The 19,938-nt window shown below is 42.1% G+C and carries 21 protein-coding genes; 17 read left to right on the top strand and 4 right to left on the bottom strand.

What is annotated here, in order from left to right:
* Positions 1-16: 16 nt before the first annotated feature.
* Genes LRS05_RS03390 through LRS05_RS03380 form a run of 3 tightly spaced genes read left to right on the top strand, consistent with a single transcriptional unit; the run spans position 17 to position 3,978 of the window.
* Positions 17-676: an aspartate kinase gene (locus LRS05_RS03390; RefSeq protein WP_257867031.1), complete on the top strand. Its 660-nt coding sequence runs from the start codon at positions 17-19 to the stop codon at positions 674-676.
* A gap of 45 nt (positions 677-721) precedes the next feature.
* Entirely contained in the window at positions 722-2,884 is a 2,163-nt protein-coding gene (locus tag LRS05_RS03385) for a M12 family metallo-peptidase (RefSeq protein WP_257867030.1), read from the top strand.
* Entirely contained in the window at positions 2,884-3,978 is a 1,095-nt protein-coding gene (locus LRS05_RS03380) for an MBL fold metallo-hydrolase (RefSeq protein ID WP_257867029.1), read from the top strand. The genes LRS05_RS03385 and LRS05_RS03380 overlap by 1 nt, the downstream gene beginning before the upstream one ends.
* Before the next feature lies 1 nt (position 3,979).
* Here LRS05_RS03380 and LRS05_RS03375 read toward each other — a convergent pair whose 3' ends face one another.
* Positions 3,980-6,034, bottom strand: coding sequence for a M13 family metallopeptidase (locus tag LRS05_RS03375; RefSeq protein WP_257867028.1), 2,055 nt, complete (start codon positions 6,032-6,034; stop codon positions 3,980-3,982).
* A gap of 161 nt (positions 6,035-6,195) precedes the next feature.
* Between LRS05_RS03375 and LRS05_RS03370 the strand changes: the two genes are divergently transcribed.
* Genes LRS05_RS03370 through LRS05_RS03355 form a run of 4 tightly spaced genes read left to right on the top strand, consistent with a single transcriptional unit; the run spans position 6,196 to position 9,402 of the window.
* The gene (locus tag LRS05_RS03370) at positions 6,196-6,885 is read left to right on the top strand and encodes an SCO family protein (protein WP_257867027.1); all 690 of its coding nucleotides are present in this window, start codon (positions 6,196-6,198) and stop codon (positions 6,883-6,885) included.
* Positions 6,886-6,942: 57 nt separating this feature from the next.
* On the top strand, positions 6,943-7,173 hold the full coding sequence (locus LRS05_RS03365; protein WP_257867026.1) for a FeoA family protein: 231 nt from the start codon (positions 6,943-6,945) through the stop codon (positions 7,171-7,173).
* 2 nt (positions 7,174-7,175) lie between these two features.
* The gene (feoB, locus tag LRS05_RS03360) at positions 7,176-9,278 is read left to right on the top strand and encodes a ferrous iron transport protein B (RefSeq protein ID WP_257867025.1); all 2,103 of its coding nucleotides are present in this window, start codon (positions 7,176-7,178) and stop codon (positions 9,276-9,278) included.
* A gap of 1 nt (position 9,279) precedes the next feature.
* The gene (locus LRS05_RS03355) at positions 9,280-9,402 is read left to right on the top strand and encodes a FeoB-associated Cys-rich membrane protein (RefSeq protein ID WP_257867024.1); all 123 of its coding nucleotides are present in this window, start codon (positions 9,280-9,282) and stop codon (positions 9,400-9,402) included.
* Here LRS05_RS03355 and LRS05_RS03350 read toward each other — a convergent pair.
* Positions 9,399-10,229, bottom strand: a complete 831-nt coding sequence (locus LRS05_RS03350) for a ZIP family metal transporter (RefSeq protein ID WP_257867023.1) — start codon at positions 10,227-10,229, stop codon at positions 9,399-9,401. The genes LRS05_RS03355 and LRS05_RS03350 overlap by 4 nt on opposite strands.
* Positions 10,230-10,883 carry a metal-dependent transcriptional regulator gene (locus LRS05_RS03345; protein WP_257867022.1) on the bottom strand — a complete coding sequence of 218 codons (654 nt, stop codon included), beginning with the start codon at positions 10,881-10,883 and terminating at the stop codon, positions 10,230-10,232.
* 115 nt (positions 10,884-10,998) lie between these two features.
* Here LRS05_RS03345 and LRS05_RS03340 point away from each other — a divergent pair, with 115 nt between their 5' ends.
* The 10 genes from LRS05_RS03340 to LRS05_RS03295 all read left to right on the top strand — a co-directional run bounded on the left by LRS05_RS03340 (position 10,999) and on the right by LRS05_RS03295 (position 19,129).
* A complete protein-coding gene (locus LRS05_RS03340; RefSeq protein WP_257867021.1) occupies positions 10,999-12,156 on the top strand; it encodes a lycopene cyclase family protein in 1,158 nt (385 codons plus the stop codon).
* Positions 12,157-12,202: 46 nt separating this feature from the next.
* On the top strand, positions 12,203-12,613 hold the full coding sequence (locus LRS05_RS03335; protein ID WP_257867020.1) for a BrxA/BrxB family bacilliredoxin: 411 nt from the start codon (positions 12,203-12,205) through the stop codon (positions 12,611-12,613).
* A 132-nt stretch (positions 12,614-12,745) separates the two neighbouring features.
* Positions 12,746-13,480, top strand: coding sequence for a 1-acyl-sn-glycerol-3-phosphate acyltransferase (locus LRS05_RS03330; RefSeq protein ID WP_257867019.1), 735 nt, complete (start codon positions 12,746-12,748; stop codon positions 13,478-13,480).
* 9 nt (positions 13,481-13,489) lie between these two features.
* Entirely contained in the window at positions 13,490-14,488 is a 999-nt protein-coding gene (locus LRS05_RS03325; RefSeq protein ID WP_257867018.1) for an acyl-ACP desaturase, read from the top strand.
* A gap of 58 nt (positions 14,489-14,546) precedes the next feature.
* A complete protein-coding gene (locus tag LRS05_RS03320) occupies positions 14,547-15,053 on the top strand; it encodes a DUF6688 family protein (protein WP_257867017.1) in 507 nt (168 codons plus the stop codon).
* Between the two features lie 37 nt (positions 15,054-15,090).
* Positions 15,091-15,630, top strand: a complete 540-nt coding sequence (locus LRS05_RS03315; RefSeq protein WP_257867016.1) for a DUF6688 family protein — start codon at positions 15,091-15,093, stop codon at positions 15,628-15,630.
* Positions 15,631-15,634: 4 nt separating this feature from the next.
* Positions 15,635-16,285: an HD domain-containing protein gene (locus LRS05_RS03310; RefSeq protein ID WP_257867015.1), complete on the top strand. Its 651-nt coding sequence runs from the start codon at positions 15,635-15,637 to the stop codon at positions 16,283-16,285.
* A gap of 168 nt (positions 16,286-16,453) precedes the next feature.
* Positions 16,454-16,879 carry a hypothetical protein gene (locus LRS05_RS03305; protein WP_257867014.1) on the top strand — a complete coding sequence of 142 codons (426 nt, stop codon included), beginning with the start codon at positions 16,454-16,456 and terminating at the stop codon, positions 16,877-16,879.
* On the top strand, positions 16,846-17,430 hold the full coding sequence (locus LRS05_RS03300) for a sigma-70 family RNA polymerase sigma factor (protein ID WP_308224962.1): 585 nt from the start codon (positions 16,846-16,848) through the stop codon (positions 17,428-17,430). Before LRS05_RS03305 ends, LRS05_RS03300 begins: the two co-directional genes overlap by 34 nt.
* Positions 17,423-19,129, top strand: a complete 1,707-nt coding sequence (locus LRS05_RS03295) for an outer membrane beta-barrel protein (RefSeq protein WP_257867013.1) — start codon at positions 17,423-17,425, stop codon at positions 19,127-19,129. The genes LRS05_RS03300 and LRS05_RS03295 overlap by 8 nt, the downstream gene beginning before the upstream one ends.
* 58 nt (positions 19,130-19,187) lie before the next feature.
* Here LRS05_RS03295 and LRS05_RS03290 read toward each other — a convergent pair whose 3' ends face one another.
* Positions 19,188-19,931, bottom strand: coding sequence for a 1-acyl-sn-glycerol-3-phosphate acyltransferase (locus LRS05_RS03290; protein ID WP_257867012.1), 744 nt, complete (start codon positions 19,929-19,931; stop codon positions 19,188-19,190).
* Positions 19,932-19,938 lie beyond the last annotated feature (7 nt).

Raw genomic sequence — 19,938 nt, 5'->3', positions numbered from 1 at the left:
CACAACAACTTAAGCTATGAAAACAATTTCGTCTGTAGTAGAACACTACATTAAGACAAAGCCATTTTTACTCAGCGCCCTGTCGCAGGGCATAATAAATTTAACCTCACTCGCCCGCAACATGATGCCGGAGCTGGAGGCGGAAATAGGTAAAGACGTTAAACAGGGAGCGGTGGTAATGTCGCTAAAGCGCCTTTCGGAAGATCTTAACTTTCGTGTTAACCATAAGATTGTAAAAGTTTTAAAAGGTATAGGCGAGATTACAGTACGTTCATCACTTACTGATTATACATTTGCAGTGTCTGACACGATACTGAACAAACAGGCAGAATTGATTGGCTACATCAACACTTATCCTGAAGTTTTTTATACTTCATCAAGAGGGGTAAATGAAACTAATGTAGTGGTGAGCTCAAGCATGAACACCATTGTTGAAAAGCTTTTTGCAGGCGAAAAACAAATAGAGCGTACAGATAATCTGGCATCAATAACTGTAAAGTTGCCAAAAGACAACATATCAACGCCCGGGGTTTATTACTATATCTTCCAAAGGCTTGCCTGGGAAGGAATTATTATCAATGAGGTAATCTCTACGTCGTATGAATTTACTATTCTTGTAAACGATGAAGAAGTTGACCTTGCCTTTAAAGTTATAAAAGACTTAAAAAGCATCTAAGCATCACCGTGTTACAATAACAATGGTAATATTTTAAAATTAGCTATGAAAAAAATTTACATACTTACAGCGCTTTTCAGCGCGTTCTCACTGTTTGCCCAACAAAAAGTTGCAGAACAAATACAGCAGCTTACGGCGGAAGGCAAGTCTTTTAAGAACACTGCACCACTTTCAGTAATTACACCGCAGGACAACAAAGCGGCTGTTGTGCGTAATGCTACTTTTGCCGTTATTGATGAGCAGTTACTGAAATCAATTGTTACTGAAGCGCCCGAAACCTTTAGCCTTTCTATACCCTATAATAACCGGGTTGTGACAGTTCAGCTTTACAAAGTTGACATTTTTGCGCCGGGCTTTCATATAGATACTGATAAACAGGCTAATATAGCTTTTACAAAAGGCATACATTACCGCGGCATTGTTGAGAGAGATATGACTTCTGTTGCTTCGTTCAACTTCTTTGAAAGCGAGATGAATGGCATAATTTCATCTGGCGAATATGGCAACCTTGTTGTAGCAAAACAACTTCGTGAAGACAGTGGCACTTATATTATTTACTCAGATGCTAACCTTGCTATCCCTAATACTTTTGCCTGCCATACGCAAGATCCTGAAGATGTTGCACCACAAAGGCAGTCTGACAGTGAACAAAGCATTCAAAGCACACGCTGCGTTACCATGTATTTTGAAATTGATTATGACCTTTACCAGCAAAATGGCAGCAGTACCCAGCAAACAGGTGTATGGATGACATCGGTATATAATAATGTACAGACATTGTTTAACAATGATAACATAACCACCGCTTTAAGGTCTTTTTATATCTGGACCACGCAAGACCCTTATACTGGCGATTCATCAGGTGATTACCTTTCACAATTCGGAACGCTAAGGCCGGTTTTTGACGGGGACCTTGGGCAGTTGTTAGGCATAGATCCTGGTGGGCTTGGCGGTGTCGCCGTAACTATTGCAGGCATATGCAGCGACAATAATTTCAGCTATTCCGATGTATTTTTTGATTATGCCAATGTACCTGCTTTTTCATGGACAGTGCAGGTAATAACCCATGAGTTTGGGCACCTTCTCGGTTCACCCCATACTCACGGCTGCTACTGGAATGGCAACAATACCGCCATTGACGGCTGTGGCTCATCACAAGGATATATTGAAGGGAACTGTGCACAGGGCCCAATCCCTACATCATCAGTAAAAGGCACCATAATGAGCTATTGCCATCTGGTACCAAATGTCGGTATCAATTTTTCAAATGGCTTTGGCCCTCAGCCTAAACAACGCATACTTAACCATGTAGAAGGCTCAACATGCCTAAGTACAGATTGTATAAATACCTGTATAAATACCGTAAATGATTTTGCAATTACATCGGTAAGCACGACAGAAGCCACAATAACCTGGACAACCATTAATAACTCACCGGGGCCATGGCAGGCTGTACGTACAGCCGTAAGTGCACCAACTATTGGCTGGCAGACCGCAAATACTAACAGTTTTACTACTACAGGCCTCACTCCCAATACATATTACAGGTTAAGTGTTAGGCCGCTTTGTGCCTTCGGCCAAAATCCTGAAATAAGAAACTTCATTTTTGCAACAAACCCTGTTGATGTTTGTTCGGGCGTACAATTTACCGATACTGGCGGTACTAGTGCAAACTATGGCAATAACCAATATCTTTTAAGGACTTACTCACCTACTACACCCGGTACAAAAGTAAGGGTAGAATTCCAGTCGTTTAACACCGAAGCTGATTACGATTTTCTTTATGTTTACAATGGGCCAACCGCAACAGCTGAAAACCTGATAAATACATATTCAGGCACAAACAGCCCGGGAACGATAGAATCTACAGCTCCAGACGGATCCCTGACATTTAAATTTATAAGTGATGTGTTTAGTGTTGCCGCCGGTTGGAATGCTACAGTTTCATGCGCATCTTTAGGTACAGATGATGTCACATTTGCAAATTTCAGCTATTATCCTAACCCATCATCTGGAGTTGTAAATATTAAGTCTTCTGAAACGTTTACAACTGTATCTGTTTATAATGTAACAGGGCAGCTGCTTACAAAGAAAACCGTTAATGCTTCTGAAGCAGCTATGGACATTTCGTCATACGCAAACGGTGTTTATTTCTTCCGCGTTGCCAATGATAATAAACAGGCTAATTTCAGGATTGTGAAGCAGTAATGACCGTTCTGATAGTTTTTATATCGATTGCGGTTTTCTTTATTTTGTTCCTGAAAACAGAGCGTTTTGGGCGAAGGCCTTCAGGCAGGCGGCTTGAAGAAATCCGGCGCTCGCCTAATTATAAAGACGGGCAATTTCAGAACCTGGAAATCACACCTGCGCTTGCTGAAGGTGTGAGCTATTTTACGGTTTTTGAAAAATTTTTCTTTCACCAAAGTAAGCGCAGCAAGCCAAACCAGGCTTTGCCGGCTGTAAAAACTAATTTAAAGATTTTACAGCCTGATGAAAACATAATTGTCTGGTTTGGGCATTCATCTTATTTTTTGCAGGCAGATGGTAAAAAATTTTTAGTTGACCCTGTTTTTAGCGGGCAAGCATCGCCGGTAAGTTTTACTACAAAAGCTTTTGCTTATACAAATAAGTATACTGCTGAAGACATGCCTGAGATTGACTACCTGATTATAACGCATGACCATTGGGATCACTTGGATTATGACACTGTTTTAAATCTGAAAAGCAAAACAAAGCGCATCATAACCGGTTTGGGCACTGGCCAACATTTTGAGCGATGGGGCTTTGATATGAGCTGTGTTACAGAATTGGACTGGAATGCTTCAGTACAGCTTTTTGAAGGTTTTGAAATGACTGCTGTGCCTGCGCGGCATTTCGCCGGCAGGGGGCTTAAGCGCAACACATCTTTATGGGCAGCATTTGTGTTACAGACACCATCCTTCAGGTTATTCCTCGGAGGAGATTCCGGTTACGGTACGCATTTTAAAACCATTGGAGACGCTTTCGGGCCTTTTGACATTGCTATACTGGAATGCGGACAGTATAATGAATACTGGCGCTATATACACATGCTGCCTGATGAAATTGTAAAAGCTACTACAGATCTTAAGGCGAAGAAACTTATGCCGGTGCATTGGGGCAAATTCTCTCTTGCACTGCACGATTGGGACGAACCTATACACGCTATATGTGCGGAAGCAGATAAAGAAAAAATGCCGCTCTTTACACCCATGATTGGTGAAAAAGCGGCATTTGATAATCCTGATATTATATTTAAAAAATGGTGGGAAGGACTCCCTTAGCCTACCATATTTTTACACGCTTATCTGGCGCTACATACATTTTATCACCTTCTTTTATACCGAAAGCTTCATAGAATGCATCAACATTTTGCAGCGGTACATACGCCCTGTACTGGCCCGGAGAGTGCGGGTCGGTCTTTACCTGGTTTTTTATAGCCTCATCACGTGATTTGCCCCTCCATATAGTAGCCCATGACATAAAGAAGCGCTGCTCCGGCGTGAATCCGTCAATCAGTCCCGGGTTGCCGTTCTGTTTCAGGTGAAGCTGCAGGCCGTCATATGCTGCATTAACTCCGCCAAGGTCGCCAATGTTTTCACCGAGGGTAAACTTACCATCAACAAAAGTTCCCGGCAGTGGCTCAAGTGCGCTATACTGGTCGGCCAGTGCACCGCCTAATCCGGTAAATTTCTCTAAGTCTTCATCACTCCACCAGTTCACAAGGTTACCGTCAGCATTGTAGCGGGCTCCTGAATCGTCAAAGCCGTGAGATATCTCGTGGCCTATAACACCGCCAATACCTCCGTAGTTTACAGCCTCATCTGCACGATAGTCATAAAACGGCGGCTGCAATATCCCCGCAGGGAAAACAATCTCATTGTTGCTTGGGTTAAAGTAAGCGTTTACAATCTGAGGCGCCATGCCCCATTCGGTTTTATCAACCGGTTTGCCAAGTTTCTCAAGCGACTTCTGGTATCTCCAGCGTGAAACATTTTTAGCGTTATTGAAGTATGTACCACCCTCTTCAGGGCTTTGCAGGGTAAGCGCCGAATAGTCTTTCCATTTGTCAGGATAGCCAATCTTCACTGTCATTTTGCGAAGCTTGGTAATGGCATTTTCGCGTGTAGATTTAGCCATCCACGGCAAGCGGTTAATGCGGTTTTCATACGCCAGCATCACGTTCTTTATCATGCTCTCAGCTTTGGCTTTAGCCTCCGCAGGAAATTTCTTCTCAACATAAAGCTTGCCTAATGCTTCACCAACCGAACCATTTATAGTTTGCAGCGCATTTTTGTCACGAGACTCTTCTTTTAAAGCGCCACGAAGCGTTTTGCTGTAAAATTCCCAATTGGCAGTTTCAATGTCTGTAGAAAGTTTTGAAGCCGAATTGTCAAGCAATGTCCAGGTCATGTAAGCTTTCCAGTCTTCAATATTCTTTTTCACAAGGATATCCTGCATGGCTGTCATGTACTTTGGCTGGCTAACAATAATTGTGTCGACTTTAGTAATGCCCACACCTTTAAGGTATTCATTCCAATTGATGGCCGGCGTAAGCTTTTGAAGTTCTGCAACCGTCATAGGGTTGTAACTTTTACGTCGGTCACGGCGTTCTACACGGTCAAAGCGCGGCTTTGCCATAGCTGTTTCAAAAGCAAGCACACGGTTGGCATAATCTTTAGCCTTTGTATCATTGTAGCCAAGGTATTTCAACATACGGGCAACATGCTGTACGTACTTTTCACGCTTCTCTTTTGAGTCGGCATCTTCGCTTACGTAGTAATCCCTGTCGGGTAAGCCTAATGCCCCCGGGCTTATGTACACAACATTGCGTGTGCTGTTCTTAGCATCGGTTCCTACGCCTGCGCCAAAAAAGCCAAGGCCACCTTCCCACTCCATTTCCTGAAGTAATGCCTGCAACGATTTTACATCTTTAACAGCATCTATTTTTTTCAGGTAGGGTTTAAGGGGTGTAATTCCGGCTTTGTTTCGTGCCACGGTATCCATAATGGTGCGGTACAGATTTGCTGCCTTGCCCTGGTCGGTATTAGACTTCAGGCTTTTGTTAGCCGCTGCCTCTTTAAGTATCGCGAGGGCATCATTATTAGTTGTTTCGCGCAGCTCATCAAAACTTCCCCAACGGGTTTTGTCAGCAGGGATATCAGTTTTGTCAAGCCAGGTACCGTTCACGTACCTGAAGAAATCTTCTCCCGGCTTCACTTTAGCGTCCATATACTGCAGGTTGATTCCTGGCTTTTGCTGTGCAGGTTTGCTCTGGGCAAACCCTGCAGCTGAAATGCCCAGTGCAAGTGCGGCAATGGCAATTTTATTATTTTTCATATATGTATAAATTGTGTTTATTACAAATTTAGCAATCTAAAGGAAAAAGTTGTGCCATAAATGCAAAACATCAGTTGAAACGATAAACTTTAACGTTGTACGCCATCAGTATAATTCGGTTAATCTGCTTTCATTCGTAATTTTGAATAAATTTTCTGCTGATGCCATCTTTCTTTAAAAAATACCGCCTTTTCATAATAACAATGGCCGTACTGTCTGTTATTATACTCACCACATTTTACATGGTGCTTTCGCCTCCTAAAAGATTGCCGGTTTACAACCCCAGCGATGTAAACCCAAAGCTGGTTGACACTACAATACAATACATAAGCCGTGACCACAGGATTGCGCCATTTTCGTTTACCAACCAAAACGGCAAAACTGTGACCAATAAAGATTACGAAGGCAAAATTTATGTTGCAGATTTTTTCTTCACTACCTGCCCTACCATTTGCCCTATTATGACTACAAATATGGCGTGGCTGCAGGAGCGTATAAAAGATAACCCTAAGGTAATGCTGCTGTCACATTCGGTAACGCCTGATATTGATAATTTTGCCGTACTGAAAGAATATGCGAAAAAGAAAGGTGTGATTGACAGTAAATGGAATTTGGTAACGGGTGATAAGAAAGACATTTATTATATAGCCCGAAAATCATACCTGGCTGTTGAAACAACCGATAGTAAAGAGCTGTATGACATGGTTCATACTGAAAACTTCATTTTGGTTGATACAAAAGGACGCATCCGCGGATTTTATAATGGCACCAATCTTGACAAAGACATTAAAGGTGAAAAGAATGTTGAAGACCTTCTGGAAGACATCAACTGGCTGAGTGAAAATGAATAACCCTGCCTGTTTGTTAATAATTTCGTAATTTCGCCATCTTGATTTATTCTAAATAAAGTGGAAACTACACTTGCTGCACTTAAAAAAGGGCAACGCGCCACAATTACAGGTTTTGATATTGATGCCATCCCGCTCAAGCTGATTGAGATGGGCTGCCTGCCCGGCAATGTAGTTGAAATGATGCAGGCTGCACCGCTTGGCGACCCAATTTACATTAATGTAAATGACAGCCACCTGGCGATACGCAGAGAAACTGCCTCTGAAATTTTTGTGGAAGTCAGGGAATAAACATGGAAAAAAACACCCTGAAAATAGCGCTCATCGGCAACCCGAATACAGGAAAAACTTCTGTTTTTAACAGGCTTACAGGCTTAAATCAGCAGGTGGGTAACTATCCGGGCATTACCGTAGAACGTAAGGCAGGTGTCTGCAAACTGCCGGGTAATATAAAAGGTGAAATTGTTGACCTCCCCGGAACATACAGCCTTAATGCCAGCTCTATAGATGAAAATGTTGTGATTGAGCTTTTGCTGAACCGCAATGATAAAGACTTTCCTGATGTTGCTGTAGTGGTTACGGATGTTGAAAACCTGAAACGAAACCTGTTGCTTTTTACCCAGATAAAAGACCTCGAAATTCCGGCCATACTCGTTATAAATATGTGCGACAGGATGGAAAAGAAAGGCATTTCCCTTGATGTACCTTACCTTGAAGAGCATCTCAGGACTAAAATAGCATTGGTGAGCTCGCGTAAGAATATAGGTATCACCGAGCTTAAGGAAATGATTGTTGAGTATAAATCACTCTCTACAGAACCATGCCTTCATGCCAGCGAAATAGACAGGCCATACTTTGACAGCCTTCGGCACGCTTTCCCTAACCAGTTGCTGTACAAGCTTTGGCTGGTAATAACGCAGGATGTGAATTACGGTATATCTGACAAAAAAGATATGTTGGGAAGGTCGTTTACCAAAACTCCGAGCGAACTGAAAAAACTGCAGCAAAAAGAAACCATAAAGCGTTATCAATTTATTAATGATGTGCTGAAAACAGGAATGACTGTTGACAGCAGCAAAGCGAAGGGTTTGCGCGCATCGTTAGACAGGATACTGATTCACAGAGTTTGGGGTTATGTGATATTTTTTGCGATACTGATGCTGATATTCCAGTCGATATTCTCATGGGCAAGCATCCCGATGGATGTTATAGATGAGGGTTTTGCCTGGCTTGGGTCGTTCGCGGCGGGTAATCTTCCTGCCGGAAAGCTTACCGACCTGATTGCTGAAGGTGTTATTCCGGGTATTGGCGGTGTTGTAATATTCATTCCGCAGATTGCTTTCTTGTTTTTCTTTATTTCAATACTTGAAGAAACAGGTTATATGAGCCGCGTTGTCTTTTTAATGGACCGCCTCATGAAGCCCTTTGGCCTGAGCGGAAAGAGTGTTGTACCGCTTATCTCAGGCACGGCATGTGCCATACCGGCGATAATGGCTGCGCGAAACATTGAAAACTGGCGGGAACGGCTTATCACGATATTGGTAACGCCATTTACAACATGTTCGGCGAGGCTACCGGTTTATGCCATATTGATTGCACTAATAATTCCCGAACAGAGTGTTGCAGGTATTTTCAACTTACAGGGATTAACCCTTATGGCTTTGTACTTGCTTGGCTTTGCAGGTGCAATCGCTTCAGCCTACATCCTCAACAAAATTCTTAAAACAAAGCACAAAAGCTTTTTTGTCGCTGAAATGCCAAACTACAAGCTGCCACTGGCCAAGAATGTCGGCATCAATGTTTTAGAAAAAACAAAGGCATTTGTATATGGTGCAGGCAAAATCATTTTGGCGCTGAGCATTATAATATGGTTTTTAGGTTCTCATGGCCCCGGAGATGATTTCGGGAATGCTGAAGAAATCGTACTTAACCAAGATAATTCCGGTTTGACCGAACAACAATTAAATGACAAAGTAGCCTCATATCAGCTTGAAAATTCATATATCGGCATAGTAGGCAAAGGCATAGAGCCTGTTATCCGCCCGTTGGGTTATGACTGGAAAATCGGCATCGCGATAGTGTCTTCTTTCGCGGCGCGTGAAGTATTTGTGGGCACTTTAGCTACCATATACAACATTGGCAGCAGCGGCGAAGAAGAAGCCACCATTAAAGAACGCATGGCTGCCGAAGTAAATCCTGCTACCGGTGAAAAGGTATTCAATTTTGCAACAGGTATTTCACTTTTGCTCTTCTATGCTTTCGCCATGCAGTGCATCAGTACGCTTGCCATCACAAAAAAGGAAACCAACACCTGGAAATGGCCGCTGATTCAATTGTTCGGGATGAGTACTTTTGCCTACGTTGTTTCGCTGATAGCTTACCAATTACTCAAGTAAGATGGATATGCAGGAAATCATAGTATATATTATCGTATTAGGTGCAGTAGCTTTCCTGATAAAGAAATTTTTCCTCAAGAAGAAAAAGAAACCCGGCTGTGGCGATGATTGCGGGTGTCACTAACCCAAAGCCACATCAAGCACCATCATTACCACAAAGCCGCCTATAAAGCCTAAAGTAGCTATATCTGTATTATTAGCTTGTTGGGTTTCAGGTATAACTTCTTCCACCACCACAAAAATCATGGCGCCTGCGGCAAAAGCCAGTGCATACGGCAATACAGGAGTAAAAAATGACACTGCCAGTGCGCCTACAACTCCTGCAACTGGCTCTACCAACGCTGAAGACTGACCATACAAAAAGCTTTTTTTGCGTGACATACCCATCCTTCGCAACGGCATTGACACAGCAATTCCTTCAGGAAAATTTTGTATCCCGATTCCTATCGCCAGTGTTAACGCTCCTGCAATCGTTGCCTCAGGAATGCCAGCTGCCACTCCGCCAAAGAGTACGCCAACAGCAAGGCCTTCAGGTATGTTATGTAATGTAATGGCTAAAACCAACAGGGTTGTGCGCTGCCATGGCGTTTTTGTCTTAAAGCCTTCTTTCTCCTCTTCTTTAAAATTTATATGCAGGTGCGGCAAAGCTTTATCAAGCCCGAAAAGAAACAGCGCCCCGAGTATAAACCCAACGGCGGCCGGTATCACTTTTACGAAACCCTCACCGGTACTCATATCAATTGCCGGCGACAGCAGGCTCCAATAGCTGGCAGCCACCATCACTCCTCCTGTAAAACCGAGCATACCGTCAAGCACAATCCTGTTCATATTCCTGAAAAAGAATACTACCGATGCTCCAAGCGCTGTAAGAAACCATGTGAAAAGCGTGGCATAAAGCGCTGCAAGCACAGGGTCAATACTTTCAAAATATTTTATAAGGCTGTCAAACATTTACGTCGCTTTTACAAAAAGGTTGCCTGCAATTTTATTAGAAACAGAGAATTCCCTGCCATTGATGCGGATATTAAGTGACTGGTCAAAATGTTCTTTTCCTAAGGTTTCAATGGTAGTGCCTAATGCAATTTGCTGTTTGTCAAGATACTGAAGGAATGTCGAAGAACTGTCTTTCACACCTACACATATAACTTTTTTACCCGGCATTGTTTCACTAAGCAATTGTTTTTCAACTTTAGCAATTTTACCATTACGGTCAGGAATCGGGTCGCCGTGCGGGTCTTCTTTCGGGAAGTCAAGGAATTCCTCAAGTTTATCGGTAAGCTTTTCAGATTTTATATGTTCAAGCTGCTCAGCAACGTCATGCACCTCATCCCATGAAAAATTAAGCTTTTCAACCCAAAAAACTTCCCAAAGCCTATGCTTGCGGATAATCATAAGCGCCATGTGCCGCCCTTCATCCGTAAGCGATACACCTTGGTATTTTTTATAAGCCACCAGGTTTTTCTCTGCAAGCTTCTGCACCATATCGGTAACCGATGATGGCTTGCTCTCCATTGCCCCGGCTATTGCATTGGTAGTAATACCGTTTGACGCGCCCTGAGAAAGGTGATAGATAGTCTTAAGATAGTTTTCTTCAGAATAAGTCATAAACAAATATACAACAATAAAATTATTTTTAGGCTTGGCTAAATTTGTTTGGATTAAGCCACAAAAACCAAAAAGTACATCAAAAAAATACAATAGTTTTTTAAGTTTGTGAGACATGAAGCATTACGACTACATATTTGCCGGGGCAGGGCTATCATCATTGATGACTGCTTACAAAATGGCAATTAATGAAAATTTCTCTTCAAAAAAGATTTTGCTTATAGATCCTGACGCTAAACAGTCTAATGACCGGACATGGTGCTATTGGTCTGACCGCGAAAGCCTGTTTGACAATATAATTTACAAATCATGGGAAACAGCTGTATTTGCTGATGCTGAAAATAAAGTTGACCTCAACTTCGAGGGGATGCAATACAACATGATTCGGGGCATAGACTTTTACAATTTTGTATTTGGGGAATTAATGAAGCATGACAATATTGAATTCCTGAATTCAAAAGTTATAGATTTTGGTGATAATGGAAGTATCGTAACTGTGAAAACTACCGGGGATAGCTACACTTGTTCCAAACTGTTCAATAGTATTTATGATCCTGGTTTTCCGGCATCGCAAAGCAAGCATCCTGTGCTACAGCAACATTTTATAGGCTGGCATGTGAAAACACAGCATCTTGTTTTTGACGTAAACAAACCGGTATTTATGGATTTTAGCGTTCCGCAGAAAGGAAATACACGGTTTATGTATGTGCTGCCTTTTGCCGAAAACGAGGCATTGGTTGAATATACATTGTTCTCAAAAAATTTACTTTCGGAAGCGGAATATGAACTTGCCATTAAAGATTACTTGGTGCAACTTGGTGGCGGAAATTATGAAATAATTAACAAAGAGCGTGGCAGCATCCCTATGACATGTTATCCGTTCTGGAAAAACAATACCAAAAATATTGTCCACATCGGTTCGGCGGGTGGGTGGACCAAGGCAAGCACCGGCTACACTTTTAAAAATGCAGATAAACTTTCGGATGCTTTGGTAAACCAACTGGTTGAAGGTGCTGGCACAATTCAACTCCGCAAAAAAGATAAGTTTTGGTATTATGACCTGTTGCTGCTCGACATACTTGACCGAAACAATGAAAAAGGTTCTGAAATATTCTCTGCAATATTTCGTGACGGTAACGCTGCAAATACTTTTAAATTTCTCGATGAAGAAACAACTTTTGCTGAAGATTTAAAAGTGATTTTAAAATGCCCCAAAGGCATTTTCATTAAAGCTGCACTATATCGGCTTTTAAACTTTCAGCCAAAAAAATGATTACCTTTGTGCTTTAATTTTTTGTCTAAAACTTAAACGATATACTATGTATCCTGAAGAATTAGTAAGGCCCATGCGCGCTGAATTGAGCGAGGCCGGCTTTGAAGAACTGCACAGTGCAGATGCAGTTAAAGATGCGCTTTCACGTAAAGGAACAACGCTTGTAGTGGTGAATTCGGTTTGCGGATGTGCGGCACGCAACGCAAGGCCGGGCGCTAAAATGAGCCTTGATGCCGATAAAAAGCCCGATAACCTTATCACGGTATTTGCCGGCGTGGATAAAGAGGCTGTTGACGCTGCCCGCGAAATGATGTTCCCGTTCCCGCCATCATCACCAAGTATGGCTTTGTTTAAAGACGGTGAACTTGTGCATATGCTTGAACGCCACCATATTGAAGGCCGCCCTGCCGAAATGATTGCAGAAAACCTGAAAGATGCGTATGCAGAATTTTGCTAATGGCAAACCTTACAAGTAATAACAGGCCACGCTTTTACAGCGTGGTTTTATTTTTATATATGCAGGCATATTAAAACTTTTCAGAATCTTACAAAAAGGTAGTACTTTTGCCCCTGTTTTATTACGATCTTCATGCAAAAGATATTATCATATCCCATATCTTTTATTTATTACATCATCTTCCTGCTGTTGTTGGTTATTTTCCATCCTGTACAGGTGATATGCCTAAATATTTTTGGCTACCAGGCACACAAAAAAAGTGTTGATATACTAAACGGGTTATTGGTCCTGAACACTCATTTGCTGGGTACAAGCTATAAGGTAACGGGCATTGAGAAAATCCCGGCAGGCGTGCCGCTCATTATAGTGGCTAATCACCAGAGCATGTATGATATCCCGGCCATCATCTGGTTTATGCGAAAGTTTCACCCCAAGTTCATAAGTAAGAAAGAATTGGGCAAAGGCATCCCCAGTGTATCATACAACCTGCGCCACGGCGGCTCGGTGCTTATTGACCGTAAAGACCCGAAACAAGCTCTGCCAGCCATTAAAGGCATGGCTGAATATATACAGAAACACAACCGCTCAGCTGTAATTTTCCCTGAAGGGACACGCAGCCGTACAGGAGAGCCTAAACGCTTTAGTGAAAATGGGCTTAAAATACTATGTAAATTCGCGCCTTCTGCGTATATTGTACCTCTAAGCATCAATAATTCATGGAAATTAGTCCGTTGGGGGCAATTTCCGCTAGGCTTAGGTACACCTCTTACTTTTACCGTGCAGGAGCCATTTGCAATTAAAGGCATGCCTTTTGAAGAGGTAATGGCAAAAACGGAAACTGCGGTAGTGCAGGGAATTCACAATTAAATAATTTTTATGTCTATACACAACATCAGGCTGGAAGTAATGAAACTCCTCGAAAAGGACATCAACACGTTTGTTGATGATTATCTTATTCCTGTCGAAAAAATATGGCAGCCTACAGACCTGTTGCCCGACTCACAAAACGAAGCTTTTTTTGAAGATGTAAAAGAACTTCGTGAAATAGCTAAAGACCTGCCGTATGATTTTTGGGTAGTGCTTGTAGGCGATACCATTACCGAAGAAGCCCTGCCTACCTATGAGTCATGGCTTATGGATGTAGAAGGCGTTGACCAGATGGAAGAAGGCGGCGGCAACGGCTGGGCCAAATGGGTGCGTAACTGGACAGGCGAAGAAAACCGCCACGGCGATACACTCAATAAATACCTCTACCTCTCGGGGCGTGTAAACATGCGTGAAGTAGAAATCACTACCCAGCATCTGATAAACGACGGGCTTGATATTGGTACCGGGCGCGACCCCTATAAAAACTTTGTATACACCAGTTTTCAGGAGCTGGCAACATACACATCACACAACCGTGTGGCACAGATTGCAAAACAATATGGTGATAAAAAGCTATCTAAAATGTGTAAACTGATTGCAGGAGATGAGATGCGCCACCATACAGCCTACTCCGAATTTATCCGCCGCATTTTTGAAGTTGACCCGAGCGAAATGATGATTGCCTTCCAGGACATGATGAAGCATAAAATCGTTATGCCGGCACACTTCCTGCGCGAATCTGGCCAGAAAATAGGTGAAGCATTTGAGCAATTCTCTGACTCAGCTCAGCGCCTTGGCGTTTATACCGCACAGGATTATATTGATATCCTGCAGAAGCTGATAGAAAAATGGCAGATTGACAAAATTGGAAGCCTTACAGCCGAGGCAGAAAAGGCGCGTGACTTCCTTATGAAGCTGCCGGCAAGGATGCAGCGAATATCAGAACGTATAGTGATTCCTGAAGAACCTCATATTTTTAAGTGGGTACAGCCTGCTTTAATTAAATAATTACAGACTGCCTCTCATGGCAGTTTTTTATTTAATTTAGTGCATTTAAGACCCCCTGATGCTAATTTTCATTTTCTTTATTATCACCAGCCTCCCTGCGCTATTTCTTTATTCATTGCTAAGAAGGATTCACAAAGATGTTCCCAAAGCAGATGCAATTATAGGAGTATTGTATTTTATTTCGATCCTAGTCTTTATTGTCGGTATGGAAGTTCATGACAATGAATTTAGTGTAGCTATCGATTCCGTTGACATGAATTGTTATACTCCAATATCGTTTCAGCATAGCCTCACTTTTTGCTATTATTTTATTTCGTTCAATCTTGCAACAGCTGTAATATGGGTAAAAGAAAACCGATTGCCGCCGCTTACACTTGCAGCATTACTGTCGGCGATTATAGCAGGAATTATTCATCAAGTAGCATTACTGCTGCAAATTACTCAGCACAATCGCCAATCGATACAACAGTATGATAATGACGGCACAGTATTTTTCATATGGATGCCGGTCATTGCAATATTTATTGGTATCGTAATTCTCATACGGACCCTTCAGAATTCATAGTATACAATACGCACACTTTCGCTATTCAAACAAGGTATTGCAGCTGCTGCATAATTTTACCATACAAGCCGGTAAGCTTCCGGTTATGGCTTTTATCCTGATAATACCTTATGTAGCGATATCTACACTGGTACTTATTATCTTTGGCCAGGAGCCCGACTCCGCTATAAAAGTTTTTACAGATACTTCGCTATGGCGTTTGTCACAGCAAATGCATCCGCCCATACTTAACCATAACGGTCATTATCTATGCACTGTAGCAGCAAAGGGAAATCCTAAACTTGTAAAACCTCTAGCTGTAGGAACACGTGCCGGGCAAAAAATTATTGTAAACCGCCAGCTCCAGATTGCCAACGCATTTGAAGAACTAGTAGGTGATATTAGCCCCGCATGTCACAAAATGATACGGAAAAACTATGACAGGTACGGATATAATTTATCGAAGAAGATAAACACCTCAATACGCTCAGATATTACCTATATTTTGATGAAACCATTAGAATGGGTATTTCTAATCACGCTCTACATGTTCTGTAACAAACCGGAAAGTAAAATCACTAAACAATATTTAAAATAAAAAGATGTCTTCTCAACTTTTAGATAACACAATCCACTTTGTAAAACAACAGCTTCACGGCGCTGAAGGCGGGCATGACTGGTTTCATATAGAGCGGGTTTACAAAAATGCTGTGCTCATTGCGGAAGGCGAAGAATGCAATATAGAAATTGTTCAGCTGGGTGCGCTGCTGCATGATGTGGCAGACAGCAAGTTCCAAAATGGCGATGAAACAGTTGGCCCGAAAGTAGCACGGGATTTTCTGGAAAGGCAGGGCGTAGATGAAGCAACAATTGCACATGTGATTGCAATTATTGAAAACATATCTTTCAAAGGCGGAAATTTCGAGAAGAAGTTCAGCTCAATCGAACTTGACATTGTTCAGGATGCTGACAGGCTCGATGCCCTTGGCGCTATTGGAATAGCCCGGGCATTCAACTATGGCGGGTTTAAGAACAGGGCGCTATATGACCCGGCTATTTCCCCAAACTTAAAAATGAGCAAGGAAGAATACAAAAACAGCCACAGCCCTACCTTAAATCATTTCTATGAAAAGCTGCTGCTGCTGAAGGACCGCATGAATACAAAAACCGGCAAAAAACTCGCAGAAGGCAGGCACAAATATATGGAAGATTTCCTTGCCCAATTTTATGCTGAGTGGGAGGGTGACAGGTAATTTTCAGTTACGGTTGGTAGCAACTAGTGTCATCTACAGGTTACAAAATGTAAGGAAGTTTATTGTGATTGTTGTATCATATCTTAAAGTGTGATTTTTTTTAATTTTGTACGCAACCTTTTTATGGTTTATGCATCTACTAATAAACAATTTGCGGGAAAGATTATTATGAAAAAGATTTTATTTCTACTATGTTTAATTGTGCTGACGGCTGCCTGTGCACTGGATGACGACAACAATAAGCAATTTCACGTTGAGTTTCTTCCTGTGGAAAGTGTTGAGTTGCCTGAAAGTATGTCGCCGGGCCATGAGTATGAAATTAAGGTAAACTTCAGGAGGCCAAGTGATTGCTATTACTTTGACGGTTTTTATTATGAAGCTAATGAACACATAAGGACTGTTGCGGTACAGGCGCTTTACATTGAGAATGCAAATTGTGCACCCATTGTAAGTACACAGCCTGATAGCCAGTCGTTCATTTTAAAATGTCCTGAAAACTATTCGTTTGACACATACCTGTTTAAGTTTTACAAGGGCGAAGATGCAGTGGGAAACCAGATATACTTAGAGCAAGAAGTGCCTGTAACGTACTGAAAAATGAAATTGTTTGGACGAATCAAATCATACTCAACTGCCAGAAAAGCGATATAAGGGCACAGGAGCAGCTTTACCGCCTACTGGCGCCTAAGCTGTTTGGTGTTTGCCTTAAGTATTCACGCAGTTATGAAGATGCACAGGACAACCTACAGGATGGTTTTTTACTGATCTTTAGCAAGATAGAGCTCTTCCAGTTTAAGGGCTCGTTTGAAGGATGGGCAAAGCGGGTAATGATCAATAATGTACTGCAGAAGTACAGGAGTGATACTATTTTTGAGATAGTTTCTGAAAATACGCTTGAAGAGGCCGAGATTGAGATTGACGTTGAATCTGTTTCGATGGATTTTCTTACTGAAGCGATACAGGCCCTGCCTGACAGGTACCGGATGGTATTTAACATGTATGCCGTTGACGGCTTTTCGCACAAGGAGATTTCTGAAATGCTGAATATAAACGTAGGGACGTCAAAATCTAACCTCGCACGTGCAAGGATGATACTGAAAGAAAAAATTGAAGCCCAGGGACTAAAACTTAAGGCTAATGAATGAGAAGAAAGATATAGACAGGCTTTTCCGGGAAAAGTTCAGGGATTTTGAGGTTGCACCACCGGAAACGGCATGGGGCAACATTGAAGCTGAACTGCTGAAAAAGAAAAAGAAGCGCCGGGTTATTCCGCTTTGGTACCGTGTAGGCGGTGTGGCCGCACTGCTTGTTATAGGACTGATGGTAAGCTTGCCGTTTTTTAGCGGCGGCACAGATTCTGGCAGCAGCAATGGCATTGTTGTAGAAGATGCCGACAGTACAAACCCGGATGGTACAAACAGGATATACCCAACCAATGATCCTGTACAGCCAAATGAGGTGGTTGCTGATACATCAAAAGCATTTAATGCTGCAAATAATGAATCTGCTGTAGCATCAGGAGATTTTTCAAAGGAGGATACATCTAAAGACAGAAGTACGGCTACCGGTAACCTGCAGAAAACGGGAGACATTTCATCATCTGGCAATGCTGTGGCATCCGGCCGCGATGGTCTCGCGAAAGAGAGAGAAAATTCACAGAGGGGCAGCCGTATAAAAAATAAATCACGTTTCAGTAATCCAATCCGTGCTGAAGAAGGTGTAGCTTATAAAAGCACTAAACGCAATAATAAGCGTAATGGCAGTGTAAAACAACAATCATTGCAGGATAATGGCGATGAAGCTGTGGCGCAACGCCAAAACAATAATCGTACAAGAAACGCTAATGCGCCGCAATTTGAAGAGTTACCGGGTAATATAGCTATTACACCTGAAAATAGTAACCGGGCTGTTGCACAAACACCGCAAAATAAAAACAGCAATATGGCTATAACGAATAGCTCTTCCGGCACTGATAACAAAAACAGTTCACCAGATTTAAAAGCAGGTGAAGCTATCGCCAATGCGCCCGTTGCCAATGACAGTACTGTACAGCCACAGGAAAATGCCCTTGAGAAATTGCTTAAAGAAAAACAGCTGGGCAAAGAAAAAGAACAGGAAAAAGCGGTAGCGGAAAATAGCCCACGGTGGAATATAAAGCCGCAAATGGCTCCGGTATTTTATAATTCTATGGGCAATGGCTCGCCTATAGATTCACAACTGGCCAATAACAGCAAGACCTATGATAACAATCTTAGCTACGGGCTGGGTGTTAACTATGCTCTAAATGATAAGATCTCAATCCGTTCAGGCATCAATACTGTAAACCTTAGTTACTCAACCAACGATATACAGTTTTATGCTGCACTTAGCCAGCACACCCCTAATGTAGCAGGCCGCGGCAGAGCAAACATTGTGGTTGAAAACCAAGGCGCTACTACTATTAATGGCTTTGCCGATGAAGGTATTGAAGGCCAGAGATTTAATGGTTCAATGGTTCAGCAAATGGGCTATATAGAGGTGCCTCTTGAAATGTCATATAAAATACTTAATAAGCGCTTCGGCATTGATGTCATAGGCGGCGTGAGTACACTGTTTCTTAACGATAATAACGTAAGCGTAGTTTCAACCCAGGGGCTTACATCAGATATGGGCGAAGCCCAAAATCTTAATAATGTACACTTCAGCACCAATATAGGCGTTGGTTTCCGCTACCGTTTCTGGAAAGCGTTTGAGGCCAATTTTGAGCCTATGTTCAAATATCAGGTAAACACATTCAGTAGTGATTCCGGAAACTTCAAGCCGTATTTTATCGGTTTATATTCAGGAATAAGTTTTAGTTTTTAAGCTTTGTTGGTTAAGCTTAATGTTAGGTGAGGTAAAAGCGTCCGTAGTTCGGGCGCTTTTATTTTTTATGATATCTGAGAAGCTGGTGATAAATAATGCTGCGAACTTTATCCCTTAACTCCTGCTTATCATCTAGCGTAAGCCCTGCAGTAGGTATGAATTTATGGACTGTTGCCCTCATAATACCGGGACTGCCACTCAAAAACCTGAAAGAGAAACGTTTTTTATTATCGGCAAATGTCATCGGCACTATTTCAATCTGGTGCTCTATTGCCAGCCTGAAGGCACCGTCTTTAAAAGCATCTAAAATAATGCTTTCATCATCGGGCACTCCGCCTTCAGGAAATATGCAGATGCTTAGCCCCTGATTTAAGCGCTCCTGTGCCCGCTTAAAAACTTCGAACCTGCTTTTGCTGCTGCTGCGGTCTACCAGTATGCATGTGCGCTTGTAGAAAAAACCGAATATCGGGATCTTAACCAATTCCTTTTTCCCTACAAAAACAAACGGATTTTTAGAGATAGCCAGCATCAGCATAATGTCGGTCATAGAGGCATGATTAGCCACCAGCATGTAGCTTTTGCCCTTTTGCATCTCTTGTTCACGTTCTATACGATAATAAAAGCCCATCCCGAACAGGATTATATTTGCCCAAAAGCGCGCCAGTATGAAAAATTGCGGATAGGTTTTTTCTGAAAGGATAGAAAGGATAAGCAACGGCGACATAATAATGATTGGTACACCCATAAGAATGTAAAACCAGATGCGCCACACTACCCAAAAGATGATTTTAAGCAATTTCATTTCATCA

Source organism: Flavobacterium sp. J372 (genome assembly GCF_024699965.1).
Taxonomy (GTDB): Bacteria; Bacteroidota; Bacteroidia; order Flavobacteriales; family Flavobacteriaceae; genus Flavobacterium.
This window is presented reverse-complemented; position numbering and strand designations above follow the sequence as displayed.

Coding starts and splice junctions, on each gene's coding strand:
- LRS05_RS03390 (WP_257867031.1), top strand. CDS start 17: ATGAAAACAATTTCGTCTGTAGTAGAACACTACATTAAGACAAAGCCA.
- LRS05_RS03385 (WP_257867030.1), top strand. CDS start 722: ATGAAAAAAATTTACATACTTACAGCGCTTTTCAGCGCGTTCTCACTG.
- LRS05_RS03380 (WP_257867029.1), top strand. CDS start 2,884: ATGACCGTTCTGATAGTTTTTATATCGATTGCGGTTTTCTTTATTTTG.
- LRS05_RS03375 (WP_257867028.1), bottom strand. CDS start 6,034: ATGAAAAATAATAAAATTGCCATTGCCGCACTTGCACTGGGCATTTCA.
- LRS05_RS03370 (WP_257867027.1), top strand. CDS start 6,196: ATGCCATCTTTCTTTAAAAAATACCGCCTTTTCATAATAACAATGGCC.
- feoB (WP_257867025.1), top strand. CDS start 7,176: ATGGAAAAAAACACCCTGAAAATAGCGCTCATCGGCAACCCGAATACA.
- LRS05_RS03355 (WP_257867024.1), top strand. CDS start 9,280: ATGGATATGCAGGAAATCATAGTATATATTATCGTATTAGGTGCAGTA.
- LRS05_RS03350 (WP_257867023.1), bottom strand. CDS start 10,229: ATGTTTGACAGCCTTATAAAATATTTTGAAAGTATTGACCCTGTGCTT.
- LRS05_RS03345 (WP_257867022.1), bottom strand. CDS start 10,883: ATGACTTATTCTGAAGAAAACTATCTTAAGACTATCTATCACCTTTCT.
- LRS05_RS03340 (WP_257867021.1), top strand. CDS start 10,999: ATGAAGCATTACGACTACATATTTGCCGGGGCAGGGCTATCATCATTG.
- LRS05_RS03335 (WP_257867020.1), top strand. CDS start 12,203: ATGTATCCTGAAGAATTAGTAAGGCCCATGCGCGCTGAATTGAGCGAG.
- LRS05_RS03330 (WP_257867019.1), top strand. CDS start 12,746: ATGCAAAAGATATTATCATATCCCATATCTTTTATTTATTACATCATC.
- LRS05_RS03325 (WP_257867018.1), top strand. CDS start 13,490: ATGTCTATACACAACATCAGGCTGGAAGTAATGAAACTCCTCGAAAAG.
- LRS05_RS03320 (WP_257867017.1), top strand. CDS start 14,547: ATGCTAATTTTCATTTTCTTTATTATCACCAGCCTCCCTGCGCTATTT.
- LRS05_RS03310 (WP_257867015.1), top strand. CDS start 15,635: ATGTCTTCTCAACTTTTAGATAACACAATCCACTTTGTAAAACAACAG.
- LRS05_RS03305 (WP_257867014.1), top strand. CDS start 16,454: ATGAAAAAGATTTTATTTCTACTATGTTTAATTGTGCTGACGGCTGCC.
- LRS05_RS03295 (WP_257867013.1), top strand. CDS start 17,423: ATGAATGAGAAGAAAGATATAGACAGGCTTTTCCGGGAAAAGTTCAGG.
- LRS05_RS03290 (WP_257867012.1), bottom strand. CDS start 19,931: ATGAAATTGCTTAAAATCATCTTTTGGGTAGTGTGGCGCATCTGGTTT.